Raw genomic sequence first — 21315 nt, forward strand, 5'->3', positions numbered from 1 at the left:
TCCTTCGGCGCGCGTTCCCGTGGCGTTCGCACGCTACGGGCGGGACGGCCGCCGGGCGGTCCCGGTCCCACTGGCCGGGACCACACCGGCCCCGCGATCCGGTCCGGACGCAGGATCGGGTGCGACACCTCACCCGGCGGTACGGAGCGGAGATCATGGCGAACCAGGTGCTGGAGCGAGTGCGCGCGCTGTTGCCCGGCATCGCCGCGCGGGCGACCGCGGCGGACACCGACGGCGCCGTCTCCGCGGAGACCGTGGAGGAGCTCACCGGGGCGGGCGTCCTGCGCATGCTCCAGCCGGCACGCTTCGGCGGAGCGGAGAGCCATCCCGTGCGCTTCTACGAGGTCGTCCGGGCGATCTCCGGGGTCTGCGGCTCCACCGGGTGGGTCGCGTCGGTGCTCGGTGTCCATCCCTGGCAGCTGGGGCTCTTCGACGAGAGGGCGCAGAAGGAGGTGTGGGCGAACGACCCCGACACGCTGGTGTCGTCCTCCTACGCGCCGGCCGGCCGGCTGACGCCGGTCGAGGGAGGGTACGAGCTGACCGGTCACTGGAGCTTCTCGTCCGGATGCCGCCACGCGTCGTGGGCCCTGCTGGGCGGCCTGGTCGCCGGTACGGAGGACTTCCTCACGGTGCTCGTGCCCGCGACGGACTACGCGATCGAGGAGGTGTGGGACGTCATCGGGCTGCGGGGCACGGCCAGCGACGACATCGTGGTCGGCCGGGCGTTCGTCCCGGAGCACCGCACGCTCCGCAACGACGAGCAGGCGCGTGTGAGGGGCCCCGGCCAGCGGGTCAACACCGGCCCGCTGTACCGGATGCCGTTCGCCACGATCTTCACCTCGGCCGTCACGGCACCCGTGGTCGGCGCGGCGTCCGGCTGCTACGGGGCCTATCTGTCCGCGATGCGTGACCGGGTCCGGACGAGCCCCGGCGGCGTCCGCTTCTCCGACGACCCGTTCGCCCATGTCGCCGTCGCGCGAGCGGCGTCGGAGATCGACGCGGCGATCCTGCAGATGGACCGGAACGTATCGGAGATCTACGAGTGCGCCGTCGAGGCCCGCGAGATCCCGCTGGAGCTGCGGTTGCGCACCCGTCGCGACCAGGTCCGCGGCACCGAGCGGGCCCTTCACGCCATCGACCTCCTGTTCACCACCGCGGGCGGCAACTCCCTGAAGCGTGGCAACCCCATCGAGCGGGCCTGGCGTGACGCCCACGCCGGAGGCGTCCACGTCGCCAACGACGTCGAGCGGGCCCTGGCCATGTACGGCCGTGGCGAGTTCGGCCTGCCGGTCGAGGACAACCTCTTCTAGCGAGGAAGGAGTGATCCGTGCCGTTGATCGAGCTGGACGGCAGAGTGGCGTTCGTCACCGGGGCCGCGGGCGGACAGGGTGCCGAGCACGCCCGGGTCCTGTCCCGGCTGGGCGCCCGGGTGGTGCTGACCGACCTCGATGAGGACGCGGTCGGAAAGGTCGCCGAGGAGATCGGCGGAGAGACGCTCGGCGTCGCCCTGGACGTGCGCAGCGAGGCGGCGTGGGACGACGCGCTCGCGAGGACGAAGGCCGCGTTCGGGCGGGTCGACGTGCTGGTCAACAACGCCGGGGTGTACCGGCTCGGCGGGCTCGCCGGACTACGGCGTGAGGAGATCGACGGCGCGCTGGAGGTCAACCTGGTCGGTCCCGTCCTGGGCATGCAGCGGGTGGTCCCGCTGATGCGCGACCGGGGCGGCTCGATCATCAACGTCGCCTCGACGGCCGCACTCGGTGGCTACCCGGGCGCGATCGCCTACTGCGCCTCCAAGTGGGCGCTGCGCGGCGCGAGCAAGGCCGCGGCCCGGGAACTGAGCGCCCACGGGATCCGGGTCAACTGCGTGTGCCCGGGCGCGATCGACACCCAGATGATCAGCGACGAGGCGCGGGCCGGCCGGGGCGCCGTCGCCCGCCAGCCGATCCCCCGCGTCGGTGCGCCCTCCGAGGTCTCGGCCATGGTCGCCTTCCTGGCCAGCGACGCGAGCAGCTACTGCACGGGTCAGGACTTCGTGGTCGACGGCGGCCAGACCGCCTGAGCCACGGACCGACCCGGTGGGCGAGCGACGGAACACATCGGACCGCGACGATGGTGAGCTCTTATGATCCGGTTCATCGGTAAGCGCCTCCTGCTGGCGGTGCCGACGGTCGTCCTGGTGACGCTTTTCGTCTTCGTGCTGGTGGAGCTGTCACCGGCCGACCCGGCGGCGGCGCTCGCCGGCGACGACCCGACTCCGCAGCGGCTCGCGGAGCTGCACCATGAGCTGGGTCTGGATCGTTCCTTCGCGGCACGCTACCTGGAGTGGGCCCGGCACGCCCTGCACGGGGACCTGGGTGTCTCACCGATCACCCATCAGGCGGTCTCCTCCGACCTGATGTTCCGGCTACCGGTCACGGCGTCCCTGGTCCTGCTCGCGCTGGTGTTCACCGTGGTGATCGGAGTCGGGCTGGGCACGATCGCCGCTCTCAGCAGGGGGCGCGTCGTGGACTGGATCACCAACGCGATCGCCGATCTCCTCATGGCGATCCCACCCTTCGTCGCCGCCGTCCTGCTCGTACTCCTGCTGGCGGTCAGCCATCCGATCTTCCCCGCCACCGGGTACGCCGGTCTCGCCGACGGGGTCGGGCCGTGGCTGCGGTTCATGACCCTGCCGGCGCTGTCCCTCGCCGTCATCCCCGCCGCGCTGCTGACCCGGCAGGTGCGCGGCGCGCTGATCGACGCGCTCGAAGAGGACTACGTGCGGACGGCCCGGGCCAAGGGACTGCGACGCCGTGTCGTGGTCGGCAAGCACGCCGCCAAGAACGCGGCGGTGCCGGTGGTCACCGTCCTCGGCCTCGTGGTCATCCAGATGTTCGGTGGCGCGGTCGTCGTGGAGAAGATCTTCGCCATTCCCGGGATCGGCTCGTTGAGCGTGGACTCGGTCCTCAACGGCGATCTGGTCACGCTGCAGGGGCTCGTGCTCCTTGTGGCGGTCGTCGTCACGGTGGTGAACCTCATCGTCGACGCCTCCTACGGCTACTTCAACCCGAGACTGAGGACCAGTTGACGTCCTCCCCCGCCTGAAGGCGGGGGATTCCAACCCGGTCCCCTACACAGAGGAGGGAACAGGTTGAGGTTCGCGGTTCATAGCCCCGCCCGATGGCTGGAGGGCTCCCCGCGCTGTCACGGCATGCCCTGCCGCGATGTTCTTGGCCGCGTTGACATCCGCGTGGTCGGTGTGCCCGCAGGCGCGACAGCGAAAGACCGCTTGGCTCTCACGGTTCTCTGCTGCGCGATGCCCGCAGGCATGACAGGTCTGGGATGTGTAGGCGGGACGGATCTTTTCTATCCGGCCGGCGGCTTTGTGCTCCAGGCGGCTGGCCAGGTTGCCCCATCCGGCCGCGTGGATGGAACGGTTGAGTCCCGCTTTGGCCCGCACGTTCACCCCTGGTGTGGCGATGGTGCCGCGTGCGGAACGGACCATGTTCTTGATCTTCAAATCTTCGACGCGGATCAGGTCGAAGCGGCGGGCCAGATCGGTGGAGGTCTTATCGGCCCAGTCCTTGCGCCGGTCGGTCTGGCGGGCTTTCAACCGGGCGATCGCCGTCTTGATGCGTTTGCGCCGGTTCGACCCACGTGCGGCGCGCGCCAGCCGGCGTTGCAGACGTCGCAGGCGCTTGGCCTCGGCCTTGCGCGGGCCGGGCACCGTCAACAGTTCACCGGTGGACAGGGCGGCCGAGACGGCCACACCACGGTCCACACCGACGACCGCACCCGTACCCGGCCCCTCGATCACCGGCGGGATCACCGCGAAGCAGACATGCCAGCGGCCCGCCCGATCCCGGTTGACCCGGAACGACTTGGCCTCGGTGGGGATGTCGCGGGACCAGCGGAACCGCACCCACCCGACCTTCGGGATCCTCACCTGGCCCACCTTGCGGGACAGGCGGCGTATGTCCCAGTGGCCGCCACGGCGGCCGACGATCCGGAACCCCTCGTGCACCCCCGCCTTACGCCACGTCGGACGCCGATGCGTGCCGGCGAAGAAACGCGCCATGGCCTGGGCGAAATCTCGCAATGCCTGCTGCTGCACCGTCTGAGACCCCGCTGCCAGCCATGCGAACTCGCTTCTGGCCTCGGTCAGCTGCCGGGACTGTTCGGCATAACCCGGCGCACTCGCCCACCCCGGCCGCCAGTGCAGGTGCTGTTCCACCGCGAGATTCCACACATATCGGGCATGTGCACAGTGCTCCAGCATCGCCGCCTCCTGAGCAGGCGTGGGCTGAAGCCGAAATCGCATGCCCGCACGCTAACCACCACCACCGACATTCTGAGGAGGGAGCGGCGTTTCCTCCCCGGCCTGAGGGCCGGGGTCACCACGCCGCACAGCCGATGAAACTTTCCTTGCGGCGGAGCAGGGTCCTTCGGCGGCTGTGCCGGAACCGAGCCGCCATGACATCGCTGGCCGTGCTGCTCATCCTCGTCCTGGTGGCGATCTTCGCCGGCCTGATCGCGCCTCAGGACCCGAACCGGGTGACCCTCCGCGTGCGGCTCACCGGACCATCGGCGGAGCACTGGCTCGGCACCGACGAACTCGGCCGGGACGTGCTGAGCCGACTCGTCGTGGCGACCAGGGTCGACCTGCTGGCCTCGCTGGAGGCCGTCGGGATCGCCGCGGCGATCGGGGTCCCGCTGGGCCTCGCCGCCGGGTACTTCGGCGGTGTCAGCGACCTGCTGCTCGGCCGGGTGATCGACGCGCTGATGACGCTTCCGCCGCTCATCCTCGCCGTGGTGGTCGTCGCGATCCTGGGGCCGGGGCTGCGCAACGCGATGCTCGCGATCGCCGTCCTCATCGTCCCGGGCCTCTACCGGGTGGTCCGGGCGGCCACGCAGAGCGCGGGCAGTGAGCTGTACGTCGAGAGCGCCCGCGCCGCGGGCTGCTCGAACTGGCGGATCCTCTGGCGGCACATTCTGCCGGCGGTCGCGCCGCCGCTGCTGGTGCAGGCATCGTTCGCGGCATCGGTGGTCGTCGTGGCGGAGGCGAGCCTGTCGTTCCTCGGGCTCGGCGCGCGAGCACCGCAGGCGACCTGGGGGTCCATGTTGCAAGACGCCTCATCCAACATCACGACGAGCGGGTACCTCGTCTATCCGCCGACGGTCATGGTCGCCGTCACGATCCTCGCGCTCTCCCTGCTCGGCGACGGCCTGCGCGACGCGCTCGGGCGACGGCCCAGGGACCGCGCGTGACAGGGGCGACGGGCCGCACGTTCTCCGGCGAGGCGGTGATGCTGGCCCGGGACCTGACGGTGCAGGTCGAGACGGAGCACGGCTGGGTGACCGTCGTCGACGGCGTCGACCTGACCGTCCGCCGGAACGAGATCGTCGGGCTCGTCGGGGAGTCCGGATCGGGCAAGACCATCACCGCGCTCTCCCTGCTCCGCCTGCTTCCGCCGAACGCCCGGGTGAGACGGGGGAGTGTCGAGGTGATGGGCCGTGACATCACCGCCATGCGGGAGCGCGAGCTCGGCGACGTCCGCGGTGTCCGGGTGGCGATGATCTTCCAGGAGCCCCGGCGCTGCCTCAACCCGGCCTTCACCGTCGGCGACCAGGTGGCCGAGTCGGTGCGCCGGCACCGAGGCTGGTCACGGAGACGGTCGATGCGGCGCACGGTCGAGCTCTTCGAGCTCGTCGAGATCCCGGAGGCGGTACGGCGGGTCAGGCAGTACCCGCACGAGTTCAGCGGAGGCATGTGCCAGCGGGTGATGCTCGCGATGGCGCTGGCGTGCGACCCGATGATGCTGATCGCCGACGAGCCGACGACGGCACTCGACGTGACCGTGCAACGGCAGGTCCTCGAACTGATCCGCCGGCTCCAGGTCGAACGCGGGTTCGGCGTACTGCTCATCACCCACGATCTCGGCGTGGTCGCCGAGATGTGCGACCGCGTCGCGGTGATGTACGCCGGCCAGGTGGTCGAGGAGGCGGACGCCGACACGCTGTTCCACCACCCGGGAAATCCCTACACCAGCGCGCTGCTGCGGTCGATGCTCGAGCCGGTACGCGGCGAGCCCCTCGGCTTCATCCCGGGGCGGGTGCCGCCGCCCCATCTCTTCCCGTCGACGTGCCGGTTCGAGGACCGGTGCGCGTACGCCGTCGAATCCGTGTGCGGCCGGCCGATCCCGCTGCGGCAGATCTCGCCCGCCCACCTCATCCGGTGTGCCCGCGCCGACGGTCTCGACCTGCCGGGGGTGCCCGGATGACCGCCGCGCTCTCCGTCCGCGGACTGACGAAGGTCTACGGCCGCGCGGGCGGCCCGTTCAGGCGCCACGGGCCCGCGCTCACCGCGGTGGACGCCGTCGACCTCGACATCGAGGCCGGCCGGACCCTCGGCCTGGTCGGGGAGAGCGGCGCCGGCAAGTCCACGCTCGGCCGGCTGATACTGCGGCTGATCGAGCCGGACGCCGGTTCGATCAGTCTTCTCGGCACCGACATCGCCGCGCTGTCCCGCCGGGAACTGCGCCGTATGAGGGCGGCGGCGACCATGATCTTCCAAGACCCGTACATCTCACTCGACCCGCGCATGCTGATCAAGGATTCGGTGGCGGAGCCGCTGCTGGTGAGCGGCGGCCACACTCGGGCGCGGCGGCGCGAGAAGGTGTCGGACACGCTTCGTCGCGTCGGCCTCCGCGAGACCCACATGGAGCGCTTCCCGCACGAGATGTCGGGTGGGCAGCTGCAACGGGTGGCGATCGCACGCGCGCTGATCACCGATCCGTCCTTCATCGTCTGCGACGAGCCGGTGGCCGCGCTGGACGTCTCCACCCGGGCACAGGTGATCAACCTGCTCAACGACCTGCGGGAGGAGCGCGGCATCTCGTACCTCTTCATCTCCCACGACCTTCGGCTCGTGCGGCTGATCGCCGACGAGGTCGCGGTGATGCGCCGCGGAAGTCTGGTGGAGAAGGGCGAGGCGGCGCGCGTGTTCGACCACCCCGAGCACGAGTACACGCGTGAGCTGCTCGCGGCGATTCCCGGCCGGAGCCCGCGCAGCCGCAGGTTCGGCGGGACACCGCGGTCACCGGGCCTCGACCCGATCTCAGGCGTTGGCTGACGACATCGTGAACCGGGAGGCGCAGATGGCCTGTGGCCGGAGGACAAGGGTGGCCGGGCGGCTCGGCACGAGGGCCGCGATGGGATGTGCGCTCGGCCTGGTGGCCGCGCTCCTGGCCGCCTGCGGAGGCGGTGCCGCCTCGACCGGTACGGGTGGTGCGGCGGATCCGGACGCGGCCCTGCGGGTCGGCTTCCCGGTGACCCAGACGCTCGACCCGGCGCTGACGCCCGGGGCCGCGGCGATGCTCTCCTCCACGTGGCCCGTCTACGACCGCCTGCTGCAGGTGAGCGAGGACGCCCGCTACGAGCCGATGCTGGCGGAGAAATGGCGGTTCTCCGCGGACGGCAGGACGCTGACGCTCGACCTGCGGCGAGGGGTCACCTTCTCCGACGGAACGAAGTTCGACGCGGATGCCGTGAGGGCGAACATCGACCGCTACAAGACCGCGCCGGCCGTCGCGGAGAGCTCCGCCTCGATCGCGACCGTCGACGTGGTGAGCGACTACGTCGTCAAGCTGCACCTGAGGCGGCCGACACGCGCGGTGCTGAACGCGCTCGCCGCACCGGCGCCCGGCGCCATGATCAGTCCAACCGCCCTGAACAACCGGGACCTGGCCACCCGCCCCGTCGGTACGGGAGCCTGGGTGATCGACACGTTCCGGCCCGGCCAGCAGGTCACCTACAAGCGGCGGACCGACTCCGCCGGGATCTGGGACGGCCGGACGGGCAAGGTCGCCCGGGTCGAGATCACGAGTCGATCCACCGACGCGGCGTACGCGGCGGTACGGAGTGGCCAGGCCGACATCGTCCTGTCCAGCGGCGACGACAGTGAGCTGCGGAGCGAGATCGTCGCGCGCCGGCTGAGGCTACGGGCGCTGCCGACGACGATGACCATCGCCGGCATGTTCATGAACCAGACCGTGCGGCCGTTCGACGACAAGCGGGTCCGCCAGGCGGTCAACTACGCGATCGACCGCGCATCGATCGTCAAGGCGTTCGCGCCGACGACGTCCCCCCGGGTCCAGCCCTTCCCGAAGGTGCTGGGCGGCTTCGACCCGGCGCCGCGCCAGCTGGTCACCTACTACGGCAGGAGCGGCGCACCGGGGATGTTCACCTACATCACGTTCCCATCGATCGAGTCCGGAGCCGACTTCACCTGGTTGTACGACAACCCGCTGACGATGCCGGGCGGCGTGCCCACGCCACTGGTCGCGAAGTTCGCCGGGGCGGACGACCCCGGCGTCTCCGGGCCGGTACGGGCGTCCCGCGCCGCCGCGGTGAATCGGTACGCGACGGCCAACGCGCTGTACGCCCCGGTGTGGCAGGGCGTTCCCGGATACATCATCACCGCCAGGGTGCGGGGCCTCGACGAGGGCCAGGGCTTCCTGGCCCCGTACGGGGCGGAGGACTTTCGCTACGTCTCCCTGACCAGGTGACCGAGCTCCGTGGCAGTCCCGGTTCAGTCCTGACCAGGCGTCTTCGCGTTGGGCTTCGCCATGTCCCTGGCGTCCAGACCGGCCAGGGGGTCCGGGCCGACCTCGGCATTGTGGGCGTGGGCGGCGTGGTGCAGGCCGAAGACCGAGTCCATCCCGCTGCGCATCCCCATCAGATCCTCGGCCTGGTTCACCGCCTTCTTGGCCAGCGCCAGGCCGAGCCGCGGCATGGCGCTGATCCGCTCCGCGATGCCGATGACCGTGGTCTCGAGGTCCTGGCGCGGCACGACATGGTTGACCATGCCGAGCTCACGGGCACGCTGCGCGTCGACCCGGTCGCCGGTGTAGAGGAACTCCTTGGCGGCACGGGGGTTCATCACCCACGGGTGCGCGAAGTACTCCACACCGGGGATGCCCATGCGCACCACCGGATCGGAGAAGAACGCGTCGTCGGAGGCGACGATGAAGTCGCACGACCAGGCCAGCATGAGCCCGCCCGCGATGCAGGCGCCCTGGACCATCGCGATCATCGGCTTCGGGATCTCCCGCCAGCGGCGGCACATGCCGAGGTACACCTCAGACTCGCGCGCGAACCGCGAGTCGACGCCCCGCTTGCCGACATGATCCCAGTGGATCACCGCCTTGCGATCGAAGGTCTGGTCGATGTCGCGGCCGGGAGTGCCGATGTCGTGGCCGCCGCTGAAGTGCCTGCCGCTGCCCGCGAGGACGACCACCTTGACCTCATCGTCGTCGACGGCGCGAGTGAAGGCCGCGTCCAGGGCGTACGTCATCTTCGAGTTCTGCGCGTTGCCGTACTCCGGCCGGTTCATCGTCACCACCGCGACGGGACCGCGGCGCTCGTAGCCGACGACCTGCTCATCGGTCATGAGTCCTCCTTCGCCGGAGGGAGTGACCACCGGGGCGTGTCTTCGATTCCCTCGCTCCGCTCGGTCATGGGTGCTCCTCTCATTTCGTCGCCTGCCGGAGTTCCCGTTTGAGGACCTTGCCGGACGGGTTGCGGGGCAGCGCGTCGACGAACGTCACGTGACGCGGCACCTTGAAGCCCGCGAGACGCTCCCGGCAGTGGGCGAGCACGTCCGCCTCGGCGAGGTCGGGGTCGCGCCGTACGACGAACACCTTGCCCACCTCGCCGAGCCGCTCGTCCGGCACGCCGATCGCGGCGGACTCGACCACCCCGTCGAGGCGCGCCAGCACCTGCTCGACCTCGGCGGGATAGACGTTGAAGCCGCCGGTGATGAACATGTCCTTGAGGCGGTCGGTGATGGTCAGGTAGCCCTGCTCGTCGACTCGGCCGACGTCACCGGTGTGCAGCCAGCCGTCCTGGTCGATCGTCTCCGCGGTCGCCTCGGGGTCGTCGAGGTAGCCGAGCATCACGTTCTCGCCGCGCAGCAGTACCTCGCCTTCGACGCCGGCCGGCTGGGGCTCGTTGCCACCGGGCCGGCCGATGCGCAGTTCGTAGCCGTCCACCGCCCGCCCGGAACTGCGGGCGACCAGCGAGGCGGGATCACCGGGCCGGCACATGGTGGCGACCACCGCTTCGGTCAGCCCGTACGCCGTCAGCACGAGGTCGAAGCCGAGCTCGGCCTGCATCCGCTCGACCAGGCTGACCGGCACGATGGTCGCGCCGGTCACGGCGAGCCGGAGCGAGCCGGTGTCCTGCTCGCCGCGCTCCGGGGCGTCGAGCAGCGCCTGGAAGATCGTCGGGGCGCCGGCGAGCACGGTGACCTTCTCGTGACGGATCCTCCGTAGCGCCTGTGCCACGTCGAAAACGGGCTGCGGCAGCATCGCCGCCCCGTGCAGCAGACACGCCAGGATGCCGGCCTTGTAGCCGAAACTGTGGAAGAACGGGTTGACGATCAGGTATCGGTCGTCCGGGCCCACCTTGCCGTGCCGGGCCCACTCGCGGGCGGCGCTCACCGTCTGCCGGTGGGCGGAGCAGGCGCCCTTGCTCCGTCCGGTGGTTCCGGAGGTGAACAGGATGTCGGCGATGTCGTCGGCGGAGACCGCGTCGGCGACCGCCTCGACGTCTTCGGCCGGGACGCTGCCGGCGAGCCTGGCCAGGTCGGCGTACGTGACGCCTTCGGAGCCGGCACCCGGGTAGGGGAGCCGGATCAGCGAGGTCAGATCGGGAAGGCCGGGTATCGGGGACGCGTCACCGTCGCCCGCCGCCGTCCGCAGCTCGTCGACCTGGTTCCGGCCGAGGAACCCGTCGGCGGCCACCAGCGCCCGGGCCCGTGTGCGGCGGAGGACGTCGGCCACCTCATGGCCGGTGTACCGGCTGTTCAACGGGACCAGCACCGCGCCGGCGTAGGTGACGGCGAGCGCCGAGGCCGCCCACTGCCAGGAGTTCGGCGCCCAGATGCCGACCCGGTCGCCGGGCCGGATCCCGAGTGCGACGAGCGCGCGTGCGGTCGTCCGTACCTCGGCGTGCAGGTCCGCGTACGACAGGGACACCTCGTCGTCGACCAGCGCCTGCCGGGCGTGATGGGCGGTCGCCGCGGCACGCAGCACGGCGGGCACGGTGCGAGGCGTGTCCATTCGTCTTCCCGTCTCACGAAGTGCCGGCGGCGGCCAGATCGAGCGCGATGTCGACGATCATGTCCTCCTGACCGCCGACGAGGCCGCGCCTGCCGACCTCGAGGAGGATCGTGCGCACGTCGATGCCGTAGTGCTCGGCGGCGGCCTCGGCGTGCCGGAGGAAGCTGGAGTAGACGCCGGCGTAACCGAGTGTGAGCGTCTCCCGGTCGACGCGTACCGTCCGGTCCTGTAGAGGCCGTACGAGATCGTCCGCGGCGTCCTGCAGGGCGAAGATGTCGCAGCCGTGCCGCCAGCCCTGCAGGTCGGCCACGGCGACGAACGCCTCGATCGGGCAGTTGCCGGCCCCGGCGCCGTGGCCGGCGAGCGACGCGTCCACGCGCGTGACCCCCTCCTCGACCGCCACGACGGAGTTGGCCACGGCCAGGGAGAGGTTCTGGTGCGCGTGGATGCCGATCTGGGTCGCGGGGTCGAGCACGGCGCGGTAGGCGCGGATCCGCTCGCGCACGCCGTCCATGGTCAGCCGGCCACCCGAGTCGGTGACGTAGACGCAGTGCGCGCCGTAGGACTCCATCAACCGCGCCTGCTCGGCGAGCTCGCCGGCCGGGGCCATGTGGCTCATCATCAGGAAGCCGGCGACGTCCATGCCCAGCTCGCGCGCTGTCGCGATGTGCTGCGCGGAGACGTCGGCCTCGGTGCAGTGCGTGGCCACCCGCACCGACCGGACGCCCAGCGCGTAGGCACGCCGCAGCTCGGCGATGGTGCCGATCCCCGGAAGGAGCAGCGTCGTGATCACGGCTCGTTCCACGTTGGCGGCCACGGCCTCCACCCAGTCCCAGTCGGTGTTGCTGCCCGGACCGTAGTTGAGGCTGCCGCCGGCGAGCCCGTCGCCGTGTGCGACCTCGATCGCGTCGACACCGGCCCGATCGAGGGCCCGCGCGATGCGCGCCACCTTCTCCGGGCTGATCCGGTGCCGGATCGCGTGCATGCCATCCCGCAGGGTGACGTCCTGGACGTAGAGCGTCGGCGCGGTCACCGGGCCACCTCCGTGCGGTTCGCGATGTGCTCGGCGGTGCGCAGTGCGGCCGAGGTCATGATGTCGAGGTTCCCGGCGTACGCCGGGAGGTAGTGCGCGGCGCCCTCGACCTCGAGGAACACCGTCACCTTGGTGGTCGCCGGGCCGGCCCCGTCCGGCAGGAGGGTGTGCACCGGATCGCCGTCGACCGAGGCGAACTGGACCTCCTGCTTGAGCCGGTAGCCCGGGACGTACTCCCTGACCCGTTCGACCATCTCCTTGACCGAGGTGCTGATCGCCTCATGATCGGCGTCGCCGATGAGGCAGAAGACGGTGTCGCGCATGATGATCGGCGGTTCGGCCGGGTTGAGGACGATCACCGCCTTGCCGCGGCCGGCACCGCCGACCCGCTCGATCCCCGCGGCGGTGGTCTCGGTGAACTCGTCGATGTTCGCCCGGGTTCCCGGACCGGCCGACTTGGAGGCGATCGAGGCGACGATCTCGGCGTACGGCACGGACGTGACGCGGGACACCGCATGCACGATCGGGATGGTGGCCTGGCCTCCGCAGCTCACCATGTTGACGTTGGCCACGTCCTGCCGGAGATGCTCGTCGAGGTTGACCGGCGGCACGACATACGGGCCGACGGCGGCGGGGGTGAGGTCCACGAGCCGCTTCCCGTACGGTGCCAGGCGCGCCGCATTCGCGACATGGGCCTTGGCGGAGGTCGCGTCGAAGATGATCTCGATGTCCGCGAACTCGTCCATCGCGACCAGCCCGTCCACTCCGTCGGCGGTCGTCGGCACCTTCATCCGGGCAGCGCGGGCGAGCCCGTCGGACTCGGGATCGATGCCGGCCATGGCGGCCATCTCGAGCGATCCGGAAAGCCGCATCACCTTGATCATCAGGTCGGTGCCGATGTTGCCTGACCCGATGATCGCCACCTTGGTCCTGCCGGTCGAGCTCATCTCGGATCCTTTCGCGAGGTCGTGACCAGGGCCCGCACCGCCCCGAGCGTGGACATGGCTGCCAGCACAGCCTGACTCGACGGAGGAAGGACGTGTGCCCGGAGTTCCACTCATCGGGATCGCGAGACGTCCTCGTCTCTCCAGGCTGCTGTTCGTGGCGGGAGCGCGCGCCTCCGTGACGGCCGTAAGGATCCTCCGGCGGAAAGAGGCATCGGATGGCCGGCGTCGCAACACACAGGTCACGGTCAAATGACAGTCGGACGATCGAAAGCCCGGCCACCGTCTCCGGTGTGCGGGCCGTCGCCGGGTGAAACCTGGCGGGCGATCGATAGGTGAGAGCGCAGGTCCGGGGGTCTATCACGCGCCTGAGGACGGGCGGCTGTTCGCGGCTGGGGGCGCGGGGCGAAGCCCCGCATCGGGGGTCCCGGGGGTTCCCCCCCGAAAGAAATCGCGGGCCACGGCGAAGCCGCCAAAGCGGCGAGCAGCTACGACACGGCGCCTGGGTGCCCTGGCGCCGTCCCTGGCCGAGCACGACATCGTCGTCAACTGTGTTGAGGAGTACGGGAACTCGTCAGAGGTACTGACCCGTCGCGGCACCATCGGTCTTCGACACGCGCATCGACACCACGTTGGCCAGGTTGATGACCACGCCATGCTCTTCGGGCTCGCGCTCGTACCTCGCCTCGTTCAAGACCAGGCCATGGTGCTCGTCGATGGCCTGAGCGACGGCTTCCAGCGCCTCGCGCTCGTCGCTGAAATCGCTGCATACTACGGATACGTCTTCCCCGCCCACCGGGTGAAAGCGCAGGATCAACGCAACCTTGTCAGACATGGCCGGTCCTTCCCGCGCGGATCTAGGACGATGCCCACCGGGCTGTCCCCGGGCCTGATCCGCGCTTCGCCGCGGCGGACCCGGACACTCCCAAGTCTGCCCCTGACCTCGGGCTGCTAGACAAGTGCCGTTCCTCTCGCGGTCCTTGTCGGTCGGCCGAGGGCCGCACGGTGTCTCAGCCGACTACGTGAAGGTTCGGAGCTGGTGGTGTCGTGTGTTGGGGTCGGCGGTGTCTGGGTCGGGGAGGGCCAGCCGCAGGATGCGTTTGTAGACCGAGCCGGTCTGCGGGGCCAGTGAGCCGGAGGTGTACGGGAGACCGGCTAGTTCGTCTCGATATCGACCCCCCTCGCGACCGTCCTCGGTCTCGACTTGGCGGTGAGAAGGCGGCCGCGTCAGCCGAGCACGGGTGGCCGGCCGCTTTCGGCGATTCGCCGAAGGCGGCCGGAAGGCCGTGGCGACGGCTGGAGAGTACGTGAGGGGACTCCGGGCATGCATGTCAGGGCACGATGAGAACGGGGCATGGCGCGTGTCGGGAGACCTCGTCGGCGACGTTGGACCGGAACAGCACAGATGGCTGGCTGTGGTGCCGGGAGCCCAGGACGATCAGCCCGACGTCCAGTTCCCGGGCCTGATCCAGTACGGCTCGGGGCGTAGCTGCCGGCGCGCTTTCCAGCAGCAGGCCCTCGGCGTGCACGCCCGCGGCGGAAAGGACCGTGATGGCATCGTCGACCATCCGCCGCGCCACGCTACTAGCGTCGTCGCCCGCCGGTTCACCGGCCAGGGCCTGGCTCGCCAGCGTGCCCAGTATCGACGGCAGGGACGGGAAGTCCGCGGCCCGCACATGCAGTACGAAGACTGCCGCGCCGGTCAGCGATGCCAGTTGCCGGGTCTGGTCGAGTACGGATTCTGAACTTGCGGTCCAGTCGATCGCGGCGAGGATCCGCTTGTACACAGTGCGGTCCTTTCTCCAGGAATATCGCGCTGCGCCCGGGCGTCTTCTCCCCGGCTCGCATCGATGGCCATGCGGGTTCGCCTGGGCCTCTGCGTGCCGTCAGATGCCGAAGCGGCCCCGGATCGATCCGTCGGTGATGGGCACGATCCGGGACTTCTTTCACACGTGGTCAGCTCGGCTGCTCCGCGGGGAAGGGCGGGATGGTGCGCCGTCGTCGAGCCGGCGGCCGATCTCACCTCGCCTGGCGTCCTCGGTCATCATGGGGCGCGCGGCGTCCGTGGCGATTCCCGGTTCCCGTGGGTGATCGTCTTCTTCCGGGACCGCCCGAGGCGGGTCCGCCCTGGCCTCGTTCTGGATGCCGACGGAGGCCAGGATTTCCTCAGGCCTGATGCTGCGTCGGCCGATGGATGCCATCGTCAGCGCGGATTCTGCCGCGTCCGTCGCGGCGTGAGGCGGTACGACCAGCAACAAGATGTGGTCTTGCGGGCCACGGGTCACAATGATCTTGTGGTTCAGGTCGGCGAACCATCCCACCCCCACACGGTGTCCGCCGACTGTCATGCGGCGGGGGATGTCGTCCCAGTCACGGGCGTCGACGCCGAGGCGCACGACCACGCCGACCTGTGGGTTCAGCAGTGAGATGAGGTTCGGTAGTTCACTGCCCGCGTCGCGGGAGTGCGGCCACCAGCCGCCACCGAGAATCCCCCCGCGCCCCAGCGCCGAGTCCAGGCTGAGCCTCGACTTCGGAGGAATAGGGGGGGAAAGAACGTCTACTTGATTTTCAACGTGCGGTGCCACGACTTCGGCCCCGTCCTGGCCCCTGTGAGGAGCCGGATTTTCTTACACCGAGGACGGCGCCAGCTTGATCGTTGGCGTGCGAAATGCCCTCGGTAATTCCATGATACACCAGAAAAGGTAAGTCGTTGTCGATTCTACTTTCGCGCACGCCTAAATATCTCTGGTTATCGCAAGTTGATGGGCGTAGAGTCGAATTATCCGCAAATGCCGTGGCTGCGGAAACACGCGGCATCCGACGCGGCAGCCGGCCCGGGATCGGGTTGTTGATCGCCATGGCCGCGGGAATCGTGATCATGCCGGTGGTCGGCACCGCCCGCATCACCCAGATACGCCGCCTCGCTCGCCGACACCGCCGGTAGTGGTCCTCGGGCGGGTTGATCCCGCCCGATCATTAGCCCGGAAACTCCGGTGACCTTAGAAGAGTGATTTAGGAGGGAGCGCCGTGAAAGAGGATGCTCCGGAACGGAGAGCGTCGTCGCCATCGGCATCTCGGCTGCTCCTGGGGCTGGCCCGCGCGCCCGGGGCGCTGCTCGATGGTGGCTGGTGGCCCCGATCGGCCGACCCGGTCGTAGAGCTGCCGGGTCTGGTCCTGGCCCTCCAGGGCCACGGACCTCCGGGAGACCACGGTCCGGTAACGCACATCATGCTCCGTGTGTCCGACTGGGACAGTCGGCCACGCCGGCTGCGCATCGAGGGTGTGGAGGGTCTGACGGACACCCGCGTGGTGCGGCTCAGCTGGTTCGACACCCTGCCCGCCGGTCTGCTCACCGTGATCTACGCCGACGGCCACCGCGTCGACCTGCTCACCGTCCCACCGGACACCGAGGAGACCGCCGCCTGGGCGGCCATGAGACAGGCCGCTCGGGCCGGAGAGGACGTCCAGACGCCCGACACCAGCGCCGAGTCGGCGCAGGAGTGCGGATGGGAGTCCGAAGGTGGACGGCTCCGCGACCAGGAGGAATGACAGCTCTCCGACCCGTGGGAAGAGTCGCCGACTCGGTTGCGGACAGGAGGTCGTTGGACGCCCCGGTCGACGGCTCGGAGAGAACAACGATCTCCGCTCTCTCCTCGGGCAGGAGCCGTCAACGGGGCAGCGGCCCGGATGTCACCACACAGATACAGTCCCGGTGCAAGGACCCCGACGCGGTCGCTCTGCAATAGCGGGCAGCGACCGCATCGTGCTCGTCGACGGGATGTCCGCACGCACACAGCGTGGGCAGCGGCGTCTCGCAATGCGGTTGCAAGGTCATGAGGTCACCTGTCCAAGCCGGTTACTGTCAGGCTGCCGTCGCCAGAGATCATCTGCCGGTGGTAGCAGGGCGGACGCGCGGAAGGTGCATATCAGCAGCCAATCGCGATGTGACCCGTACGGAAACCACGAACCTGGTCAAGGCTCATCGCGCGGGCTGATGACCGCGAGATCGCTCGGTCACCAACCGCGATATCGAGAGCGGTCAGTACTCCAGTTCGGGGCGCAGCGGGCCGCCGACCTCATGGAGGTGCCGTAGCACTTGGGCGTAGGAGTGGAGGAGACCGGTTTCGTGGTACGGGACGCCGTGTTGAGCGCAGAAGGCGCGTACGAGCGTCTGGGCACGGCGGAGGTTGGGTCGTGGCATGGAGGGGAACAGGTGGTGCTCGATCTGGTAGTTCAGGCCGCCGAGTGCGAAGTCGGTGAGCCGGGCGCCGCGGATGTTGCGTGCGGTGAGCACCTGCCGGCTCAGGTAGTCGATCTTGTCGTCCTTGGCGAGAATCGGCATGCCCTTGTGGTTGGGCGCGAACGAGCACCCCATGTAGAGCCCGAACAGTCCCTGCTGGATGAGGAAGAAGCACACGGCCTGAGCGGGCGACAGGACCCAGAACAGGGCGGTGAGGTAGCCACCGATGTGGGCCGTCAGCAGCCCCGTCTCGGCGAGTCTGACCGTTCGTGAGGCGCCGGTGCGGGCCAGCAGTGCCCGTACGCCGGCGACGTGCAGGTTGAGGCCTTCCAAAAGCAGCATGGGGAAGAACAGCCAGGCCTGGTGGCGGACGAGCCAGGCGCCCGGTCGGCCGCGGGCGCGGGCGTGGTCTTCGGTGAAGGCGATCGCGCCACCGGCGATGTCGGGGTCGCGGTCGACCTGGTTGGGATGGGCGTGGTGCCGGTTGTGCTTGGAGATCCACCAGCCGTAGCTGAGCCCGATCAGCAGGTTGCCGTGCAGGCGGCCGAGCAGGTTGTTGACGCGTTTGGAGCCGGAGATCTGGTGATGGCCGGCGTCGTGTCCGATGAACGCGGTCTGGGTGAACATCACCGCGAGGAACGCGGCGATCAGCAGTTGCCACCACGACCGTCCGATCAGGGCGAACGTCACCCATCCGGCGGCGAGCAGGAGCAGGTTCCCCCCGACCTTGGCGCTGTAGTAACCGGGCCGCCGGTTCAGCAGCCCGGTCCGCTTCACTTCGCGAGACAACTGGGCGTAGGGGCTGCCGCGCGTGGCTGCGGGTGGACCGCGGTGAGCGCCTGATGCCGGGTTGCCGGATCCGATGGCGTCGGTGATCAATTTCTTTGCTCCTTCGGTGATGGGGAGGCTGCTCAGACCGCACGCTGGTGCACATAACACCATGTCCGGACCGGGCCTGGCCGCAGTGTGCGCGCCAGCGGATGGTCGGTTTCCTCGTAGTGGGCGCGTGCGTGTCGGCGGGGCGAGTCGTTCGAACACCCCACCCAACCGCAGGTCAGGCACACGAGAAGGCCCGGCCAGTCCTCACCGGCCGCCTGACATTCCCGGCAGATGTTCCCTAGCGGGTCCACCGGCACGAGCGCGTCGAGGTGCTCGCAGTGAGGTGCCGACCCGTTCAAGCTGAGGGCCCGCACATCCAAGGCCATGCCGGGCTGGTTCGAAGTCACGGTTGCTCTCCTCCCATCAGCCTCGCCAGCTCGGCCGGGTAGCGGCCAGCTGATCTCTTTCAGCCAATCTCCTCACGGACCCGGCGGAAACAGGCAACTCGAGCAAGCCTCATCACCCGCCTTGATCGCCGGGGAGCGACGTATCAACGTTTGGAGGATGCTCGGCCCGGTGGGCGCCTTGCGGTGCTGAAATATGCGGCGCGGCGAAGAACGGGATCGAGAGCGCCAGCCGACCGACAGGTTATTCGCCGCTCGCCAGTACCCATCGAGCATCCCGGCGACGGGCGGCCGGCGGCTCAGGTCGGCGTTGGGCCGCTACATCGCGCGAGGCGGCTCCTCGGCCGGTATGCATCGTTTTATCGCCAGAATCTCGTGCGGATCGCGCATGGCGACGATAAACGGGTGACGCCGACAAGCCTAATCACTTGCCCCACCGTCAGGCGGCGCGTCATCTTTCGAGACTGCTGGTCAGAGATGTACACCGGCCCCTGAGATGCTGGAGAATGCATGCCAGACTGGTTTGTGCTCTTTGAAGAGTGGAGGTGGCGGGCATGGAGCTGCGCCAGCTTCGCTATTTCCTCACGCTGGCCGAGGAGCTGCATTTCGGCAGGGCGGCCGCGCGAGAGCACATCGTGCAGTCGGCGTTGAGCCAGCAACTGCAGCGCCTCGAACGCGAGCTGGGCGTACGCCTGCTGGAGCGCAGCACTCACCATGTCAGGCTGACCACCGCAGGCGCGGCGTTTCTCGTCGAAGCGCGGCAGATTCTCGCCCACATCGACCGCGCGGCACAGGTCGCCCGCAGCGCGGCCGGATCCTCTCCTAGCCTTCGTGTGGGCATCATCGATGCCAGCTATGACTCGATGCCGCAGATCTTGCACGAGGTCCAGGCCCGATACCCGGATCTGGTGATCCACCAAGTCGAGCTCAGCGTGCCTGAGCAGTACCAGCAGCTCCTCGACGGGCGCCTCGACGTCGGCATCGGCCGTGCGGCGCTCGCTCCACCGGGCGTGGCCTCACACGTGTTCCGTCAGGACCCGCTGGGGGTCCTGGTGCCCGACGGCCACTCCTTCACGTCCCTGGACGGCGTGCCGGTCGCCACGCTCGCACAAGAGCCCCTGCTGCTCGCCGAGGACGCCCAAGCACCGGAGTTCAACCAGTTCGTGGTTGAGATGTGCCGATCCGCCGGCTTCACACCTGCGGTGTATGAGGGCACCGTGGAAAGCATCCGGGCCGCCGCCGACCTGGTCGCCGCGGGGCGCTGCCTTTACTGCGTGCCCTCCTCCTGTATCTCCGCACTCCCGGGAACCATCTGGCGGCCTCTCATCGAACCCGAATCCCACTACCCTTGGTCGATCCTGTGGCGGGCGACCGACACTACCGATCATGTACGCGCCATCATCACCTGCGCACGGACGATGTCCAAGCGACTGGGCTGGCTCACCACCTCGGACCGCGCGGCCGGCTGACCGTGCAGCGTCGCGGCCGGCGGTGTGCGATACCGGTCCCCAATGGCAGCCGGCGGCGCGAGGGGGGCGAGCCCCGACCGGGAACGTGGAGGCTGGTCAGGCGAATCTGCGCCGTGACGAACTGGTCGGGCCCGAACTGCTCGTCGATGGCCGCGTCCATGAATCCGTACAGCTCCGCCAGCCCGACACCGGCGCGTCTGGCATGCCGGTAGGCGCCGATGGCGACGGTGGCCAGCACGGCCGCGTTCAGGCCATGCCCCATCGCATCGATGACGGCGACGTGCAAGATGTCGTCGTTGAGGCGTAGTCGAAGCTGTCGCCGGCGACGTCATAGGCGGGCTCGAGGATGCCGGCCACCGCCACCTGAGGGGTGATCATGGTCAACGGGGGCAGCGGCGACCACTGGATCCAAGAGCCCCCGGCCTGGGAGGGGCGCGAGCGTCAGCTGGTCATAGTCCTGCAGGAGGATCGAGACAGCCCTGCCGCCGAGCCTGTGCACCTCCTCCGCGACGAGCGGGGCGATCAGCTGCGGCGGTAGCTCACGAGCCCGATCGAGCAACGCGTCGAGCAGCCGCTCGGCGAACCTCTCCGAGCGATCCGCCATGACCCTGCCGGACGGACCCCTTGAGTCCTGTCATGCTCGCCCTCGTCTCTCCGGCCGGTCGCCGCGCGGCGAGCCCTGGCCGCGGCACGCCTCTTGCCCCTCTCCCAGCATCGTCCCCAGCGGCCAGTTCACCAAGCAGCGCTTCCGGGTCGGATGAGCAGCGTCGTACGGGAGTCTCCGATGGCGGCGACTCAGCGTAGCGTGGGTGCGGACACTGCGGAAACACAGCCGGAAGGGGTGGGTGATGGCTCTTTGGGGGACGGTGCTCTGGTTTGCCCGCCTTGCGGGAGACCGGATGACCAGGCGTCTGCGGTATCAGGTCCAGAGTGCGCCGGCGACGGTGGAGCAACGCCGCGAGCTGGCCGCATTGATGCGAGATCTGCCCGGCCGGTACTCCGATCGCCTCCCCGCGAGCACGTTCCGGCAGGTCAAAGGCTCTGCTGCGGCGGGGCAGTGGGAGCAAGCGCTCGATCAGCTGATCACCGTCCTGGGACGTCTCGCTCGCGGTGTCACTCCTGCCGAACGCGATGAGCTCCGAATGATCTCGGCCGCGCTGGACATGCCTGTGGGGCGTGTCGAGGCCCTCGTGCCGTCGCCGTGTGAGAACGTCACTGAAAGCCGGCGCCGGAGACTTTCCGCACGCTGACAGCAGAGTTGGCGTCGCCCCGGTCTCTTACAAGTCGACCTTTCTTTCGCG

The 21315-nt window shown here is 69.4% G+C and carries 22 protein-coding genes; 10 read left to right on the top strand and 12 right to left on the bottom strand.

All coding sequences use genetic code 11. The annotated features are described in order from the left end of the window. Positions 1–119: 119 nt before the first annotated feature. From hsaA to ABEA10_RS28465, 3 genes are all read left to right on the top strand, one after another. On the top strand, positions 120–1310 hold the full coding sequence (gene hsaA / locus ABEA10_RS28455; protein WP_345469073.1) for a 3-hydroxy-9,10-secoandrosta-1,3,5(10)-triene-9,17-dione monooxygenase oxygenase subunit: 1191 nt from the start codon (positions 120–122) through the stop codon (positions 1308–1310). A gap of 17 nt (positions 1311–1327) precedes the next feature. Further along, positions 1328–2062 carry an SDR family NAD(P)-dependent oxidoreductase gene (locus ABEA10_RS28460; RefSeq protein ID WP_345469074.1) on the top strand — a complete coding sequence of 245 codons (735 nt, stop codon included), beginning with the start codon at positions 1328–1330 and terminating at the stop codon, positions 2060–2062. Positions 2063–2125: 63 nt separating this feature from the next. After that, positions 2126–3070 (top strand): ABC transporter permease, encoded by a 945-nt coding sequence (locus ABEA10_RS28465; RefSeq protein WP_345469075.1) that lies wholly within the window; start codon positions 2126–2128, stop codon positions 3068–3070. 42 nt (positions 3071–3112) lie between these two features. Here the strand turns inward: ABEA10_RS28465 and ABEA10_RS28470 are convergent, their stop codons facing one another. After that, the gene (locus ABEA10_RS28470) at positions 3113–4303 is read right to left on the bottom strand and encodes an RNA-guided endonuclease InsQ/TnpB family protein (protein ID WP_345469077.1); all 1191 of its coding nucleotides are present in this window, start codon (positions 4301–4303) and stop codon (positions 3113–3115) included. A gap of 92 nt (positions 4304–4395) precedes the next feature. Between ABEA10_RS28470 and ABEA10_RS28475 the strand changes: the two genes are divergently transcribed. From ABEA10_RS28475 to ABEA10_RS28490, 4 genes are read left to right on the top strand one after another with little or no spacing between them, the layout of a single operon-like run. Further along, the gene (locus tag ABEA10_RS28475; RefSeq protein ID WP_345469078.1) at positions 4396–5250 is read left to right on the top strand and encodes an ABC transporter permease; all 855 of its coding nucleotides are present in this window, start codon (positions 4396–4398) and stop codon (positions 5248–5250) included. Then, complete coding sequence (locus tag ABEA10_RS28480; protein WP_345469079.1) at positions 5247–6263, top strand: ABC transporter ATP-binding protein; 1017 nt, start codon at positions 5247–5249, stop codon at positions 6261–6263. The genes ABEA10_RS28475 and ABEA10_RS28480 overlap by 4 nt, the downstream gene beginning before the upstream one ends. Beyond that, complete coding sequence (locus tag ABEA10_RS28485) at positions 6260–7114, top strand: ATP-binding cassette domain-containing protein (protein WP_345469080.1); 855 nt, start codon at positions 6260–6262, stop codon at positions 7112–7114. The genes ABEA10_RS28480 and ABEA10_RS28485 overlap by 4 nt, the downstream gene beginning before the upstream one ends. Continuing rightward, the gene (locus ABEA10_RS28490; RefSeq protein ID WP_345469082.1) at positions 7107–8549 is read left to right on the top strand and encodes an ABC transporter substrate-binding protein; all 1443 of its coding nucleotides are present in this window, start codon (positions 7107–7109) and stop codon (positions 8547–8549) included. The genes ABEA10_RS28485 and ABEA10_RS28490 overlap by 8 nt, the downstream gene beginning before the upstream one ends. 23 nt (positions 8550–8572) lie before the next feature. Here ABEA10_RS28490 and ABEA10_RS28495 read toward each other — a convergent pair whose 3' ends face one another. The 7 genes from ABEA10_RS28495 to ABEA10_RS28525 form a co-directional block, all read right to left on the bottom strand. After that, on the bottom strand, positions 8573–9433 hold the full coding sequence (locus tag ABEA10_RS28495) for an enoyl-CoA hydratase (RefSeq protein ID WP_345469083.1): 861 nt from the start codon (positions 9431–9433) through the stop codon (positions 8573–8575). Between the two features lie 79 nt (positions 9434–9512). Continuing rightward, positions 9513–11105, bottom strand: coding sequence for a FadD3 family acyl-CoA ligase (locus ABEA10_RS28500; RefSeq protein WP_345469084.1), 1593 nt, complete (start codon positions 11103–11105; stop codon positions 9513–9515). A gap of 13 nt (positions 11106–11118) precedes the next feature. Next, a complete protein-coding gene (dmpG, locus tag ABEA10_RS28505) occupies positions 11119–12138 on the bottom strand; it encodes a 4-hydroxy-2-oxovalerate aldolase (protein ID WP_345469086.1) in 1020 nt (339 codons plus the stop codon). Continuing rightward, entirely contained in the window at positions 12135–13085 is a 951-nt protein-coding gene (locus ABEA10_RS28510) for an acetaldehyde dehydrogenase (acetylating) (RefSeq protein WP_345469087.1), read from the bottom strand. Before ABEA10_RS28510 ends, dmpG begins: the two co-directional genes overlap by 4 nt. A gap of 571 nt (positions 13086–13656) precedes the next feature. Next, on the bottom strand, positions 13657–13917 hold the full coding sequence (locus ABEA10_RS28515) for a hypothetical protein (protein WP_345469088.1): 261 nt from the start codon (positions 13915–13917) through the stop codon (positions 13657–13659). Between the two features lie 496 nt (positions 13918–14413). Next, a complete protein-coding gene (locus ABEA10_RS28520; RefSeq protein ID WP_345469089.1) occupies positions 14414–14869 on the bottom strand; it encodes a universal stress protein in 456 nt (151 codons plus the stop codon). Between the two features lie 159 nt (positions 14870–15028). Then, positions 15029–15667, bottom strand: a complete 639-nt coding sequence (locus tag ABEA10_RS28525) for a DUF5994 family protein (protein ID WP_345469090.1) — start codon at positions 15665–15667, stop codon at positions 15029–15031. A gap of 442 nt (positions 15668–16109) precedes the next feature. Here ABEA10_RS28525 and ABEA10_RS28530 point away from each other — a divergent pair, with 442 nt between their 5' ends. Next, positions 16110–16631, top strand: coding sequence for a DUF5994 family protein (locus ABEA10_RS28530; protein WP_345469091.1), 522 nt, complete (start codon positions 16110–16112; stop codon positions 16629–16631). 118 nt (positions 16632–16749) lie between these two features. On the opposite strand, the gene ABEA10_RS51295 is transcribed toward ABEA10_RS28530, so the two are convergent. The 3 genes from ABEA10_RS51295 to ABEA10_RS28540 form a co-directional block, all read right to left on the bottom strand. Continuing rightward, a complete protein-coding gene (locus tag ABEA10_RS51295) occupies positions 16750–16917 on the bottom strand; it encodes an RGCVC family protein (RefSeq protein ID WP_425550972.1) in 168 nt (55 codons plus the stop codon). Positions 16918–17121: 204 nt separating this feature from the next. Next, positions 17122–18099: a fatty acid desaturase family protein gene (locus tag ABEA10_RS28535; RefSeq protein WP_345469092.1), complete on the bottom strand. Its 978-nt coding sequence runs from the start codon at positions 18097–18099 to the stop codon at positions 17122–17124. A gap of 134 nt (positions 18100–18233) precedes the next feature. Then, entirely contained in the window at positions 18234–18527 is a 294-nt protein-coding gene (locus tag ABEA10_RS28540) for a UBP-type zinc finger domain-containing protein (protein WP_345469102.1), read from the bottom strand. A gap of 572 nt (positions 18528–19099) precedes the next feature. Here ABEA10_RS28540 and ABEA10_RS28545 point away from each other — a divergent pair. Continuing rightward, entirely contained in the window at positions 19100–20014 is a 915-nt protein-coding gene (locus tag ABEA10_RS28545; protein ID WP_345469094.1) for a LysR family transcriptional regulator, read from the top strand. Here ABEA10_RS28545 and ABEA10_RS28550 read toward each other — a convergent pair. Beyond that, on the bottom strand, positions 19986–20300 hold the full coding sequence (locus ABEA10_RS28550; RefSeq protein ID WP_345469096.1) for a SpoIIE family protein phosphatase: 315 nt from the start codon (positions 20298–20300) through the stop codon (positions 19986–19988). The two genes, ABEA10_RS28545 and ABEA10_RS28550, sit on opposite strands and share 29 nt — an antisense overlap. Before the next feature lie 613 nt (positions 20301–20913). Between ABEA10_RS28550 and ABEA10_RS28555 the strand changes: the two genes are divergently transcribed. After that, a complete protein-coding gene (locus tag ABEA10_RS28555) occupies positions 20914–21264 on the top strand; it encodes a hypothetical protein (protein ID WP_345469097.1) in 351 nt (116 codons plus the stop codon). The last annotated feature ends 51 nt before the right edge of the window (positions 21265–21315 follow it).

The organism is Actinoallomurus oryzae (assembly GCF_039541955.1).
In the GTDB taxonomy this organism is placed as follows: Bacteria; Actinomycetota; Actinomycetes; order Streptosporangiales; family Streptosporangiaceae; genus Actinoallomurus; species Actinoallomurus oryzae.